Below are 13,707 nucleotides of genomic sequence, written 5' to 3'. Positions count from 1 at the left end.
AGGAGCATCGTTCGTGGCGACCATATCAGGCGTGGCCGCCGGGTAAAGCCCGGATTGTTACGCGGCGACGGGCAGGATTGTCATTTTGTGTGCGATTTCGCCCGCACTCACGCCTCACGGCGCGAGCAGAACCTGCCGGCATTCCGAGGGCAAATCCGCCAGCGTCATCGGCGGCTTCGGCTTCGGCGGTGTCACCGGCGGCTTGGGATGCAGCACGCGGTCGCTGAACCAGTAAGCGAGATCGCCCGCGCTGCAACCCTCGCTCTCCGTGGGCGGTGTCTGTGCCTCGCAGTTCGTGCTGCCCGCCGGACACTTCATGCGGACGTGAAAATGATAATCGTGACCGTACATCGGGCGCACCTTGGACAGCCAGCTTCGGTCGCCTTTCGCTTCCCGGCACAGCGCCTTCTTGATTGCGGCGTTGACGAAAATGCGTTCCACCTGCGGCTCCTGCGCAGCGGCGCGAATCACGGGAAGGTGCGACGGCGTCCACGTGTTGGGATCGATATCGAGCCGGTCCTTTCGCACCATCATGACCGCGGATGTTTCCTCGCGTTCCTCGCGGGAGAGTTGCCGGTTCGGCATCGGCGTCAGCCAGATGTCGGCGTCGAGACCGATCTGATGACTGGCGTGGCCGGTCAGCATCGGGCCACCGCGTGGCTGCGACATGTCGCCGACAAGAAGTCCCGGCCAGCCGGCGGTTTTCTGCGCCTTCACCGCCAGCCTCTCGAGCAGCGCGATGAGATCCGGATGACCCCAGTTGCGGTTGCGCGACAGCCGCATTACCTGCCACGCCGATCCGTTGATCGGCAGCGGCACGGCGCCTGCGATGCATCCCTTGGCGTAAAAGCCGATCGGTTTTGCTGGAAGCGATGCAGGCAGCGGCTTGCGGCCAAACAACTCCTTGGCCGGCACGGCCGGATCGTTCGGATTGGCGAGCGGCGGAAGCGGCCTGGGATTGACGCTGCCCCTGTCCTGCGCCTGTGCCTGATCTGCCGCGATGATCACGGCTGACATGGCGGCGACAGAGATCAGGATGATCGTGGGAATCAGTCGGAATCGGATCATGGCGCGTCTTATAGCCCAAGGCCGCTTCAGCGACGAGACGGTGCAGCCTGTTTTAACCATCCGTTAGCCACGCCGCAGACTGACGCGAATTGATGCGAAGTGCCGCGCTCCGGTATATTTGGTGCGCATCTGCGTATCACGACGCGCGCGAATGCGGTCACCGACCATCATAAACGGCCGCGCGGGCCGCATCTGGCGTCGCAAACGCCCGTTTCAGCCTCCGCAAAGCCTCGCAATTGGGCATCGTCGCTTTCGCGGCGAGCACGTGACTTCAATCAAAAGTCGTAGGCGACGCAGAGAGATACCTTTTTTTCAGACACTTGCTCCAAAACTACCCGCGCAGAATGCGGGGAACTGGCGGGCAATGCCGATAGAACGGCCAAAAGCAAAAAGCAGGACTGGAAAAGCGAAGCTGACGCGGGCAAGGCTGTCGGTGCGACGGCCGAAGGCCGCGCCGAAACTGCTGAGCGGGGGCCGCAAGGTGTCCGAGATCGGCGAAATCGTGCGCAAGCGCGCCGAAGCCGAGGCGGCCATCGCGGACGCCCAGAAATCCGACGCGCGGCTGCGCGAAGCCATCGACATTCTTCCGCAGGGCATCGTGTTTCTCGATGCGGACGGCCGCTACATTCTCTGGAACAAGAAATACGCGGAGATCTATGCCAAGAGCGCGGACCTGTTCGCGCACGGGGCGAAGCTGCGCGACACGCTGAAGGTCGGCGTTGCGCGCGGCGATTATCCGGAAGCGGTCGGCCGCGAGGACGAATGGATCAACGAACGTCTCGAGAAGCTTTACCATCCCGGCGATGCCCATGAGCAGACGCTGGCCGACGGCCGCTGTATCCTGATCGAGGAACGCCTGACCGGCGACGGCGGCGTGATCGGACTGCGCGTCGACATCACCGAATTGAAGCAACGCGAAGCCTCGTTCCGTCTGCTGTTCGACGGCAATCCGGTTCCGATGATCGTCTGCACCCAGGACGACGAGCGCATCATCAGCGTCAATGACGCGGCCATCGCGCATTATGGCTATGCGCGCGGCGATTTCGAGAAGCTGAAAATCTCGGACGTTCAGGCGTTCGACCAGGCGGCGCCGTGGACCGGCGACCAGACCACCGAGGAACGCGCCGCGAGAACCTGGAAGCACGTCAAGGCCGACGGCTCGCTGATCGATGTCGCGATCTATTCGCGCCTGCTGGTGTTCGAGGATCAGCCCGCGGTGCTGCTTGCGCTGATGGACATCACCGAGCGCAAGCGCGCCGAGGCGCGGCTCACGTTCATGGCGCAGCATGACAGCCTGACCGGCCTTCCGAACCGCATCCTGCTGCGGCAGCGGCTCGACGAGTTGCTGGCGCACACGCGCCGCAACGGCGACAAGGCCGCGGTGCTGTTTCTCGACCTCGACAACTTCAAGGCCATCAACGATACGCTGGGTCATGCGATCGGGGACAAGCTTCTGAAGGGCGTGACCAAGCGCCTTCGCTCGTCGCTGCGCGAGGAGGACGCCATCGCGCGCCTCGGCTCCGACGAATTCGCCGTGGTGCAGGCAGGCATCACGCGGCCGGAGGAAGTCGCGATGCTGGCAAGGCGCCTGATCGCGGCGATCAGCGAGCCCTATTTGTTCGACGGCCATACCATCGTCAGCGGCGCCAGCATCGGCATCGCCATCGCGCCCGGCGACGGCGACGACGCCGAGAAGCTGCTCAAGAACGCCGACATGGCGCTGTCGCGCGCCAAGAGCGAAGGCCTCGGCAGCTTCAGCTTCTTCGAGGCGGAAATGGACGCCCGCGCGCAGTCCCGCCGGCGTATTGAAATTGACCTGCGCGCCGCCATCGAAAACGGTGTGCTTCAGCCGCACTACCAGCCGCTGGTCGAACTCAAGAGCGGGCGCATCACGGGCTTCGAGGCGCTGGTGCGCTGGCCGCACGGCGAGCGCGGCATGATCTCGCCCGCCGAGTTCATTCCGGTTGCGGAAGAAACCGGCCTCATCAACGCGGTCGGCGGGCTGATGCTGCGGCGCGCCTGCATGGACGCGGCGCATTGGCCCGACGACGTGCGCGTCGCGGTCAATCTGTCGCCACTGCAATTCCGGGTCGGCAATCTGTTGTCCGTGGTGATGGACGCGCTGAAAGTCTCAGGCCTCTCGCCCAAACGGCTGGAGCTGGAAATCACCGAGACGCTGCTGCTCGACAAGAGCGATCAGGTGCTGGCGACGCTGCACGCGCTGCGCGCGCTCGGCGTGCGGATTTCGATGGACGACTTCGGCACCGGATATTCGTCGCTGAGCTATCTGCGAAGCTTTCCGTTCGACAAGATCAAGATCGACCAGTCGTTTGTGCGCGACCTCGGCTCCAATCACGACGGGCAGGCGATTGTCCGTTCGATCATCAGCCTTGGCCGCGGTCTCGGCGTCACGATCACGGCGGAAGGCGTTGAAACCGAAGCCGAGCTCAGTTGCCTGCGCGCCGAAGGCTGTCATGAGGGTCAAGGTTTCCTGTTCAGCCGCGCGCGGCCGAACGCGGAGATCACCGCGCTGCTGCGGGCCCAGCGTAACGCGCTCGGATTGCCGCAACAAATGTCGGCCGGCCGCATTCTGGTGGCGTGACGACCGCATTCCGTTCTTGAAAGCGCAACCTTCCAGTTTCGATCAAGAAAAAAGCCCCGGCGTGAGCCGGAGCTTTGCTGTCTGTGAAGCGCGTTCAGCGCCGAGCCTGCGCGGCTCGCGCCAGCGCTGAAATCACTTCTTGGATTTCGCCTTCTTGGACTTCTTCGCCTTCGGCGCGGCCTTCACGGCTTTCGAGACGTCGTCGATCTCGGCCTTGCCGACATGCTTCACGATCGATTTGATCGTGCTCTTGGCGGACGCTTTATTGGAATAGCCTTCCGAGGCGAACATCTTCTCGCCGTTCGGCGCGCGGAAGCGAAAACGGAATTCGCCGGACTTGTCTTTGTAGATTTCAAATTTGTAGGAAGCTGCCATCACTGTCTCCGATGGTTGGAAATGTCGATCACGCGGCACCGTCGATGGATGAGCGCGAAGAGTCAAGCGTGGCTCGTGCTTTTCCCTCGCTGAAGCAGCCAACAGATTCGGCTTGAACGCGCGATGAACGGGCTTGTCACAAAGCGCGATGGTATTGATTCTGAAATAAAAGTGCGCGGCGCAGCGCCATCACGTGGAGCTGCCGCGCAGAAACTTTCATCGCGCATGAGATTGCATCCGCTTGCATGAGGGCGCGGAATGCCCCGTCCCGTTTTCATTTCCTCTTGAGAAGAAATGGAGCGCCGGGAGGCGCCAGAGTGCTTGCGAGGCACCCTTGTGACGAACCTTTGCGAGAGGTTCGTCCGCGTGCCGTGACGAGAGCGGATTGCGAGTCCGTCTCGCGAGGCGCGCGCGTCACGACAGCGATGGGGTTGCGAGGCCCACCGCGCGGACGCTGCGCCTCCCGGCGCTCCACCAGCCGCGCCCCGAAGCGAGGGTGGCGGCTGCGGGATCATCTCTCCGCGTCATGAGCGCGGGGATGTGAAGGAAATAGGAATATAGTCCATTTCACAATCAGTCAAGCGGGCATTATCGTCCCAAGCCCTATTGCTTCGAATGATACCGCGGCACTGTTATATGGGATCGAAATGACAACACACATCCAGGTTTGGAAGATTCCGATTAATTCACAACGTCGTCCCGATTTTGTTCTTTCACCCGATACACCTGCGAAGTTTGAACCGTCAAAAGCAGAGCGCGCAAAACAGTTTTGCTTCGAAAAAGGATGGGTGGGAATCGGATGGGGCATTGATGGGTTGTTCTGCGATTTCGAAGATCATGCAGAGTACGTAGCAGCGCTACGCAATCCCCCAGGAAATGTTACCTTCTCTACGGACGCTGCATTGAACCCGAGTACGAGGTTTGCCAATGCCGTGCAATCGGGCGACTTCGTTTGGTGTCGCGCTTTCGGCGACGTATATTGGCTCGGAAGAGTAGAGGGTCCATGGCAATATCGTCACGCTAGCGATTTTGAACGGTTTGATCTGTTCCAAGTCAGAAAGTGTAATTGGATTCGCGTGGGCGCAGGCGACTGCGTTCCCGGACCTGTGAAAAATGCTTATGCGGGTCGAGGAAGCACTGTTTCGCGAATTTTAACGGAAGGTGAAGCGGCTTTGCTCGGGAGCGTGCTTATATGGGAGAAAGAAGTCGCTACTGTTGTTGGATTTGAAAGAAGCCAGTCTCAAGATTTTCCACTAGGTGCAATTGGTCACGATGATTTGGAAGATATTGTCTCGCTTTACCTTCAAAGCGAGATGGGATGGTACGTTGTCCCGAGCACCGTAAAGAAGTCGACACCGGTTACGGAGTTTGTCTTGCGAAACGCAGCAGGGCAACGTGCCTATATCCAGATCAAAAGCGGGCAATCGAGCATCGACAGCTCAGGAGTGATTGTGCCCGATGACGTCGACACATTCTATATTTTTTTTCCGACCATTGACCAAGTTGAGCGCGGAATTGAAATGAACTCAAGGGTACGTCACGTCAGCGCAAAAGAGATAGTAAGATTTGTCAGAGCCAATCGCGGGCTCATGCCGAGCTTTGTCAATCAGCTCATCGACTAAAGTAATGTAAGCCTCAACTATCCACCTTCAGCGCGGCGATGAACGCTTCCTGCGGGATGTCGACCTTGCCGAACTGCCGCATCTTCTTCTTGCCTTCCTTCTGCTTCTCCAGAAGTTTGCGCTTGCGCGAGATGTCGCCGCCATAGCACTTCGCGGTGACGTCCTTGCGCAGCGCGCGCACGGTTTCGCGTGCGATGATCTTGCCGCCGATCGCCGCCTGGATCGGAATCACGAACATATGCGGCGGGATCAGCTCCTTCATCTTTTCGACCATGGCGCGGCCGCGGCCTTCGGCGCGCGTCCTGTGCACCAGCATCGAGAGCGCATCCACCGGCTCGGCGTTGACGAGGATCTGCATCTTGACGAGATCGGCCGGCTTGTAGTCGGTGAGGTGATAGTCGAACGAGGCGTAACCCTTCGAGACCGACTTCAGGCGGTCATAGAAGTCGAACACCACTTCGTTGAGTGGCAATTCGTATTTCACCATGGCGCGCGCGCCGACGTAGGTGAGTTCCTTCTGGTTGCCGCGCCGCTCCTGACACAGCTTCAGCACGCTGCCGAGATATTCGTCCGGCGTCAGAATCGTGGCTTCGATCCACGGCTCCTGGATTTCCTTGATCTGCGTCACCTCGGGCATATCGATCGGATTGTGAATCTCGATCTCGCTGCCGTTGTTGAGGTGCATCTTGTAGATGACGCTTGGCGCCGTCGCGATCAGGTTCAGATTGAACTCGCGCGACAGGCGCTCCTGAATGATTTCCAGATGCAGCAGGCCGAGGAAGCCGCAGCGGAAGCCGAAGCCCAGCGCGGCGGAGGTTTCCATCTCGAACGAGAAGCTCGCGTCATTCAGCCGCAGCTTGCCCATCGCCGCGCGCAGTGTTTCGAAGTCGTCGGCGTCCACCGGAAACAGTCCGCAGAACACGACGGGGACGGCCGGCTTGAAGCCCGGCAGCATTTCGGTGACGGGCTTGCGGTCGTCGGTGATGGTGTCGCCGACGCGGGTATCGGCGACTTCCTTGATCGCGGCGGTGATGAAGCCGATCTCGCCGGGGCCGAGTTCGTCCACCTGCGTCATCTTCGGTGTGAAGAAGCCGACGCGCTCGACGTCATAGGCGGCACCCGTGCCCATCATGCGGACGCGCTGGCCCTTCTTCATCACGCCGTCGACGACGCGGATCAGAACCACGACGCCGAGATAGACGTCGTACCAGCTATCCACCAGCAGCGCCTTCAGCGTCGCGTCGCGGTCGCCCTTCGGTGGCGGCAGGCGCGTCACGACGGCTTCCAGCACGTCGGGAATGCCGAGCCCCGTTTTCGCGGAGATCATCACCGCGTCGGATGCGTCGATGCCGATCACGTCCTCGATCTGCTTCCTGACCTGTTCGGGCTCGGCGGCGGGCAAATCGATCTTGTTCAGCACCGGTACGATTTCGAGATTGGCGTCGAGCGCGTGATAGACGTTGGCGAGCGTCTGCGCTTCCACGCCCTGGGACGCGTCCACCACCAGCAGCGCGCCTTCGCACGCCGCCAGCGAGCGCGAGACTTCGTAGGCGAAGTCGACGTGGCCGGGCGTGTCCATCAGGTTGAAGATGTAGGTCTTGCCGTCCTTCGCCTTGTAGTTGAGGCGGACGGTCTGCGCCTTGATGGTGATGCCGCGCTCGCGCTCGATGTCCATCGAATCGAGCACCTGCTCCTTCATCTCGCGCAGCTCCAGCCCGCCGGTGGTCTGGATCAGCCGGTCGGCGAGCGTGGATTTGCCATGGTCGATATGGGCGACGATGGAGAAGTTGCGGATGTTGTCGATAGGGCTCGTTGTCATGGGCGCGGGATAGCATCCGCGCTGCAAAGCGGCAACAGAATAGGGCGCGCGAAGCGTGGACTTCGGGCCATTTGGCGCGGTTTTCCTGTTGTCCGCCACTCCCGCGGCCATCCTTGCCGCCACCCTTGGGCGCTGCTAGCAAATGGCTTCAGCGAAAGCGCCAGTTCCGACACAGGTTGACCGCAATGTCCGATCTTTCATCGACCGAGACCGGGCGCAGAACGGGTAAGAATCCCGGCCCGCGCACCGGACTGCGATCCCGGCAGAAAGCGCGCCTGCGCCATGTCCCCGTCACCCGCCGCGTGGCGGCGTGGATCGCAGCGGTCGCCCACGATCCGAGCACCAGCTTCCGGTTCGTCATCGGCTTCGCAGTGGTTCATGCGTTGCTCTGGACTGTCATCCTCACCGCGCTGAAAGGCGCGCAGGACGTCCACATGGATGTCGCGGAGGCCTATGCGTGGGGCCAGAAGTTCCTGCTTGGCTACGGCAAGCATCCGCCGCTGGCCGGCTGGGTCGCGGGCGTCTGGTTCAGGATTTTTCCCGTCACCGACTGGGCGACCTACGCACTGGCGATGACGACGGTCGGCATCGGCCTCGTGATCTGCTGGCTGATCGCGGTGCGCGTGGTCGATCATCGCCGCGCGATGTTCACGGTGGCGATGCTCGCGCTTTATCCGATCTTCAGCTTCAAGGGGTTCAAGTACAATCCCGACCTGCTGCAACTGGTGACCTTGCCGCTGGTGGTGCTGGCGTATCTCAACGCCTTCGAGAAACGCACCGCGCGCGCCGGCCTCTGGCTCGGCCTTGCGGCGGCGCTAGCGCTGATGACGAAATACTGGGTGCTGACCATGATCGGCGCCATCGGCCTCGCGGCGCTGATTCATCCGGACCGGATGCGGTTTCTGCGTTCGCCCGCGCCGTGGGTGGCGTTTGCCGCAGGCTTCATCGCGATGCTGCCGCATCTGTGGTGGCTGAAGCAGGCGGATTTCCTGCCGCTGATCTACGCCGACGACGTCTATGGCGGACGCACTTTCGCGGAAACGTCGCGGCTGGTGCTGATCTATGCCGCGCACAATATCGGGCTGCTGCTGATTCCGATTGCCTTCGCAGCCGTCGCGCTGGCGTGGCGTCTGCAATGGTGGAAGTCGGTGCGCGCGAAGGGCATCTTCCGTGAACTGGCTGACTCAGCGCAGCGGCCGTGGATGCGCGGTCCCAATCCCGGCGTCTATCTTTCGCAGGCGCGCCACATCTGGATCATCCAGATCATTGTCGGCGTCGTGCCGCCGCTCGCGGCGCTGGCGTTCGGCATCTACATGAAGACCGACTGGGGCATTTCGCTGTTCTTCCTGGTGCCGCTGGCGCTGATTGCGCTTCCGGCGCTGCGCGTGACGCAGATGGCGCTGATCCGGCTGATGCTGATGTGGCTGGCGTTCACGCTGATCATGCTGGCGCTTTCGCCGATCATCGCGGAGCAGACGGTGCGGCGCGACGGCACAGCGGGCGCGCCGTTTTTACCGAAGTCGGAATTCGCCATGCAACTGACGGAGGCGTGGCGCGCGCGGTTCAACACGCGCCTCGCAGTGGTTGCGGGCACCACCGAAGTCGGCGAGCCGGTCACGTTCTACAGCCCCGATCATCCGGCGCCGTTCACGCCGGGCGAGATCTGGGCCTCTGGCCTGACCAGTCTGGAGGAGGCGCTGCGACTGGGATTCATCGGCGCGTGCGACACGTCGGATGCGCGGTTGCCGGTTTGCGAGAAGTGGATGAACGACACCGCGCCGAACGCGGAGCGCATCGATCTCACGTCGCGGCGCTATTTCCACGGCAAGGCGGGACCGGCGGTGAAATGGAAAATCTGGATCGTCGGGCCGTCAAAGACGGAGGATGAGAAGTAGGGCGTTATAGCTCGTCATTGCGAGGAGCACTTGCGACGAGGCAATCCGGTTCTTGCTCTGATTCAAAGCATGGATTGCTTCGCTTCGCTCGCAATGACGGTGCGCGCTAGCCCGCTTCTTCCTCGCCGAACTTGTTGGCGAGCAGTTCGCTGATGGCGTCCATCGCGGCCTGCGCTTCGCGGCCGCTGGCCGCCACGGTAATCGATGTGCCGATGCCCGCAGAGAGCATCATCAATCCCATGATCGAGGTGCCGCCGACGCTTTCGCCGTTGCGGGTGACGGTCAGCTCGGCGTCGAACTTTTCCGCCGTCTGCACGAATTTCGCGGACGCGCGCGCGTGAAGGCCGCGTTTATTGATGATGGGAAGTTCACGGACAATGACGCCGGGCTGCGCGCTCTGCTTGTCCGGCGCGCCGCTCATTTTCCGGCAAGGACCCGGCTGGCGATCGTCACATACTTGCGGCCGGCTTCTTGAGCGGCGGCGATGGCGTCGGGCAGCGGCTTGTCGTCGCGCACCTTGGCGAGCTTGACCAGCATCGGCAGGTTGATGCCGGCGAGCACCTCGACCTTGGGACGGCTCATGCAGGAGATTGCGAGGTTCGAGGGCGTGCCGCCGAACATGTCGGTGAGAATCGCAACGCCGTCGCCGCTGTCGACGCGCTTGACGGCTTCAATGATATCGCTTCGACACAGATCGGCGTCATCTTCCGCGCCGATCGTGATCGATTCGATTTGTTTTTGTGGACCCATCACATGCTCGAGCGCTGCCTTGAACTCGTCGGCAAGACGCCCGTGGGTCACCAGTACTAGACCAATCATCCAAAACTCCTCGCGGGCGCTTTTTGATGCACCGCACGAAAGGGCCACATGTTGACCATCCAGAGCCCCGGCGCAAGGGGGGATCTTGCCGCGTACCCCCTTAAAAAAGGTGTCCGCGCTGGCCGTCTTCAGTGGCGAGGGTAGGGGTTATATGGCGACCGGATGGTCGCTATCAATCAGTACAAGGTCGCGGGTTCGGTTTTGAAACCTTAAGTTGTCGTAAGGAATGCCAGAACCAGCGGCAAAGGGCCATAGCCAGCTGCAACCGGAATTCGGGGGATTTCCAGCCCTGAAACGCTTGTCCGGAGGGATTGTGGTGGTGGCAGCCGCTCGGCGTCGGCGGCGGAGAGGTCAACCACGAGGCCCACGGGGCCTTCTGCGGCAAAAGCGACGGTCCTGATTCCAAGGCCCCGAATTTCGATTCTGCCGGCCAGTTCCTCGACACCTTGCACGATCAGCCTGTCGCTGCGCACCGTCAGGCGAACACGGTCATCCCCGATCAGGGTGGCGGAGGGCAATTGCCCGGTACGTCCGGCCTGTATCAGCGCAAATGCCAGCGCGGACTTGCCCGACCCCGAGGGTCCGCGAATCAGGATGGCGCGGTCTCCGACCAGCACCGCTGAAGCATGAACGCTCGCGACGTCGTTGGACATTATATGGCCGGAAGCCGGACCACGAAGCGCGCGCCGGCTATGCGGGCGTCACCTTCGGCGTTGATCGGGCCGGCGCGGTTCTCGGCCCAGATGCGCCCGCCATGGGCTTCGACGATCTGCTTGGAGATCGACAACCCCAGTCCTGAATTTTGTCCGAAGCCCTGCGCCGGGCGATCCGTGTAAAACCGCTCGAAGATCTTTTCGAGTGCGCCGGGCCGGATTCCGGCGCCGTCGTCATCGACCGTGATCTCGATTTCGGATTTGAGGCGGCGGCAGATGACGCGGACCTTGCTGCCGGGACGCGAGAACGACTGCGCATTGCTGAGCAGATTCGAAATCACCTGGCCGAGGCGCAGGTCATGTCCCGGCACCGAGAAGGTATCGCGGGGGCGGCCCTCGAAACGGGCCTCGACCGTAACTTCGGTGCCGTGCTGGGTTTCGTTGGCGACCGACGTCAGCGTGTCGAGCAGGCGGCGAATGTCCACGGGCTCCACATCCTGCCGCTGCAACTCGGCGTCGAGGCGGCTGGCATCGGAAATGTCGGAGATCAGCCGGTCGAGCCTGCGCACGTCGTGTTCGATCACGGCGAGCAGCCGCGAGCGGCTTTCGTCGGACCTTGCCAGCGGCAGTGTTTCGACCGCCGAGCGCATCGACGTCAGCGGATTTTTCAGCTCGTGCGCGACGTCGGCGGCGAACCGCTCGATGCCCTCGATACGATTGTAGAGCGCGTCGGTCATTGCGCGCAGCGCGTGCGACAGATGGCCGATCTCGTCGCCGCGCGAGGAGAAGTCGGGAATTTCCACGCGGGTCTGGATGCGGCGGCGGACGCGCTCCGCGCTGTCGGCGAGGCGGCGCACCGGGCCGGCGATGGTCGAGGCCAGCAGCAGCGACAGCACGATCATGACGCCGGCGGCGATGCCGAACACTTTCAGGATCGCGAGCCGCTCGGTGTTGACCATCTGGTCGATGTCGTCGCCCTGCGTGGACAGCATCAGCGCGCCGTGAACCGCGCGGAAGCGCTGCACCGGCACCGATACCGAGACGATCACCTCGCCGCGGTCGTTGATCCGCACCATGCTGCCTTTGCGGCCGCCGAGCGCCTGCTGCACTTCCTGATAGCCGTTGCCGTTCTCCGGCCCGAGTTCGCGGTAGCGCGGAAGGTCGCCGCGATTGAGCCATGTGCGGATCGCGATCATGGTTTTCTCGGCGAAGCCGGGCTTTTCGGCGGTCGGCGGCGGCAGTTCAAAACGCAGCACGTCGCCGCGGCCATAGAGATTGCGGCTGTCGAGCACCAGCACGCCGTCGCGGTCGTAGATGCGCGCGCGGGTCTTGGTCGGCGAGATCAGCCGGCGCAGCACCGGCGCCACGCGCTCGGGATTGATGGGAAATTCGATGCTGGTCAGCGCCTCGTCGTTCGCGCCGTAGCTTTCGCCGGGCTTGAGATCGAGCAGCCGTTCCGGATCGACGGTGATGGCGTTGGTTTCCACCGTGGCCGAGGCGGCAATCGCGCCCGAGATGATTTCGGCCTGCACCAGCAGACTCTGCGCGCGCGCATCGATCAGTCCGGCGCGGAACTGCGACAGGTAGAGGATGCCGGCCAGCATCGCGAACAGGCCGATCAGGTTGAGCGAAACGATGCGGCGGGTGAGGCTGGAGAATGTCAGCGCGACGAAGTAGCGGCCTGCGCGCTTGATGAGGTCGAGCGGACTGCGCCAGCCACGGCCGGTCTGCTCGATCTCCGCGGACTGCTCGTCCGACACCGGAGCGAGCGGCGGCGCACCGGATTCGGCATCGTCGTCGCGATCATTCTGCGTTCGATCGAGCAATGGCTGAACCGTTCGTTGTTTCCAACACGGCCACTATAACGCGGCTAATGTAATAAACGTAGCCCGGATGAGGCGAAGCGAAATCCGGAACAATCGTTTTGCTTACCCCGGATTGCGCTTCGCCTCATCCGGGCTACGGCCCATGACAGATGCGGATCCCTGCTTGACCGATCAGGTTTCCTTGAAACGATACCCGACGCCGTACAGCGTTTCGATCATCTCGAAGTCGTCGTCGGCCGCCTTGAACTTCTTGCGCAGGCGCTTGATGTGGCTGTCGATGGTGCGGTCGTCGACATACACCTGGTCGTCATAGGCCGCGTCCATCAGCGCGTTGCGGCTTTTCACCACGCCGGGGCGTGTCGCCAGCGCCTGAAGGATCAGGAATTCGGTGACGGTGAGCGTCACAGGCTCGTTCTTCCAGGTGCAGGTGTGCCGCTCCGGGTCCATGCGCAGCAGGCCGCGTTCCAGCGCCTTGGCGTCCATTTCCTTCTGCGTCACGGTGGGATCTTTCGGCACCGCGCGGCGCAGCACCGCCTTGACGCGCTCCACCAGCAGACGCTGCGAGAACGGTTTGCGGATGAAATCGTCGGCGCCCATCTTGAGGCCGAACAGTTCGTCGATCTCCTCATCCTTCGACGTCAGGAAGATCACCGGCAGGTCGGACTTCTGGCGCAGACGGCGCAGCGTCTCCATGCCGTCCATGCGCGGCATCTTGATGTCCAGGATCGCAAGGTCCGGCGGCGATGTCTTGAAACCGTCGAGGGCCGATGCGCCATCCGTATAGGTCATGATGCGGTAGCCTTCGGCTTCCAGCGCGATCGAGACCGATGTGAGAATGTTGCGGTCGTCATCGACCAAGGCGATTGTGGGCATGAGCCTGCTTTCCAAATCGGTGTTGTGGGCGTGGCGACTGTGTACTGACCGGCCGAACCGGGGTGCCGTGAAATAAGGCGTTCAGGCACCGACCAACGAGCAATGCAAGCTGGGCTGAAATGTGACCAAGTTCCTGAACTGCGCGATTACTGGAA

Annotated in this window: 11 protein-coding genes; 3 read left to right on the top strand and 8 right to left on the bottom strand. The window is 62.2% G+C overall.

What is annotated here, in order from left to right:
* Positions 1 to 114 precede the first annotated feature (114 nt).
* Positions 115 to 1,068, bottom strand: coding sequence for a penicillin-insensitive murein endopeptidase (gene mepA / locus AC1RKJ_RS11580; RefSeq protein ID WP_492791104.1), 954 nt, complete (start codon positions 1,066 to 1,068; stop codon positions 115 to 117).
* A 364-nt stretch (positions 1,069 to 1,432) separates the two neighbouring features.
* Between mepA and AC1RKJ_RS11575 the strand changes: the two genes are divergently transcribed.
* Positions 1,433 to 3,670, top strand: coding sequence for a putative bifunctional diguanylate cyclase/phosphodiesterase (locus AC1RKJ_RS11575; protein WP_492791103.1), 2,238 nt, complete (start codon positions 1,433 to 1,435; stop codon positions 3,668 to 3,670).
* A 132-nt stretch (positions 3,671 to 3,802) separates the two neighbouring features.
* Here AC1RKJ_RS11575 and AC1RKJ_RS11570 read toward each other — a convergent pair whose 3' ends face one another.
* The gene (locus tag AC1RKJ_RS11570; RefSeq protein WP_492791102.1) at positions 3,803 to 4,045 is read right to left on the bottom strand and encodes a YegP family protein; all 243 of its coding nucleotides are present in this window, start codon (positions 4,043 to 4,045) and stop codon (positions 3,803 to 3,805) included.
* Between the two features lie 647 nt (positions 4,046 to 4,692).
* Between AC1RKJ_RS11570 and AC1RKJ_RS11565 the strand changes: the two genes are divergently transcribed.
* Positions 4,693 to 5,667 (top strand): DUF8426 domain-containing protein, encoded by a 975-nt coding sequence (locus AC1RKJ_RS11565; protein ID WP_492791101.1) that lies wholly within the window; start codon positions 4,693 to 4,695, stop codon positions 5,665 to 5,667.
* 13 nt (positions 5,668 to 5,680) lie between these two features.
* On the opposite strand, the gene lepA is transcribed toward AC1RKJ_RS11565, so the two are convergent.
* Positions 5,681 to 7,486 carry a translation elongation factor 4 gene (gene lepA, locus AC1RKJ_RS11560; protein ID WP_492791100.1) on the bottom strand — a complete coding sequence of 602 codons (1,806 nt, stop codon included), beginning with the start codon at positions 7,484 to 7,486 and terminating at the stop codon, positions 5,681 to 5,683.
* Positions 7,487 to 7,671: 185 nt separating this feature from the next.
* Here lepA and AC1RKJ_RS11555 point away from each other — a divergent pair, with 185 nt between their 5' ends.
* Positions 7,672 to 9,381: a glycosyltransferase family 39 protein gene (locus AC1RKJ_RS11555; RefSeq protein WP_492791099.1), complete on the top strand. Its 1,710-nt coding sequence runs from the start codon at positions 7,672 to 7,674 to the stop codon at positions 9,379 to 9,381.
* 106 nt (positions 9,382 to 9,487) lie between these two features.
* On the opposite strand, the gene AC1RKJ_RS11550 is transcribed toward AC1RKJ_RS11555, so the two are convergent.
* The 5 genes from AC1RKJ_RS11550 to AC1RKJ_RS11530 all read right to left on the bottom strand — a co-directional run bounded on the left by AC1RKJ_RS11550 (position 9,488) and on the right by AC1RKJ_RS11530 (position 13,552).
* On the bottom strand, positions 9,488 to 9,802 hold the full coding sequence (locus AC1RKJ_RS11550) for an HPr family phosphocarrier protein (protein ID WP_492791098.1): 315 nt from the start codon (positions 9,800 to 9,802) through the stop codon (positions 9,488 to 9,490).
* Complete coding sequence (locus AC1RKJ_RS11545) at positions 9,799 to 10,200, bottom strand: PTS sugar transporter subunit IIA (protein ID WP_006022367.1); 402 nt, start codon at positions 10,198 to 10,200, stop codon at positions 9,799 to 9,801. The genes AC1RKJ_RS11550 and AC1RKJ_RS11545 overlap by 4 nt, the downstream gene beginning before the upstream one ends.
* 209 nt (positions 10,201 to 10,409) lie before the next feature.
* Complete coding sequence (locus AC1RKJ_RS11540; RefSeq protein WP_492791097.1) at positions 10,410 to 10,853, bottom strand: HPr kinase/phosphorylase; 444 nt, start codon at positions 10,851 to 10,853, stop codon at positions 10,410 to 10,412.
* A complete protein-coding gene (locus AC1RKJ_RS11535) occupies positions 10,853 to 12,679 on the bottom strand; it encodes a stimulus-sensing domain-containing protein (RefSeq protein ID WP_492791096.1) in 1,827 nt (608 codons plus the stop codon). Before AC1RKJ_RS11535 ends, AC1RKJ_RS11540 begins: the two co-directional genes overlap by 1 nt.
* Before the next feature lie 171 nt (positions 12,680 to 12,850).
* Positions 12,851 to 13,552 carry a response regulator transcription factor gene (locus AC1RKJ_RS11530; protein WP_492791095.1) on the bottom strand — a complete coding sequence of 234 codons (702 nt, stop codon included), beginning with the start codon at positions 13,550 to 13,552 and terminating at the stop codon, positions 12,851 to 12,853.
* Between the last annotated feature and the right edge of the window lie 155 nt (positions 13,553 to 13,707).

Source organism: Afipia sp. GW822-FHT04G07 (assembly GCF_058800765.1).
This window is presented reverse-complemented; position numbering and strand designations above follow the sequence as displayed.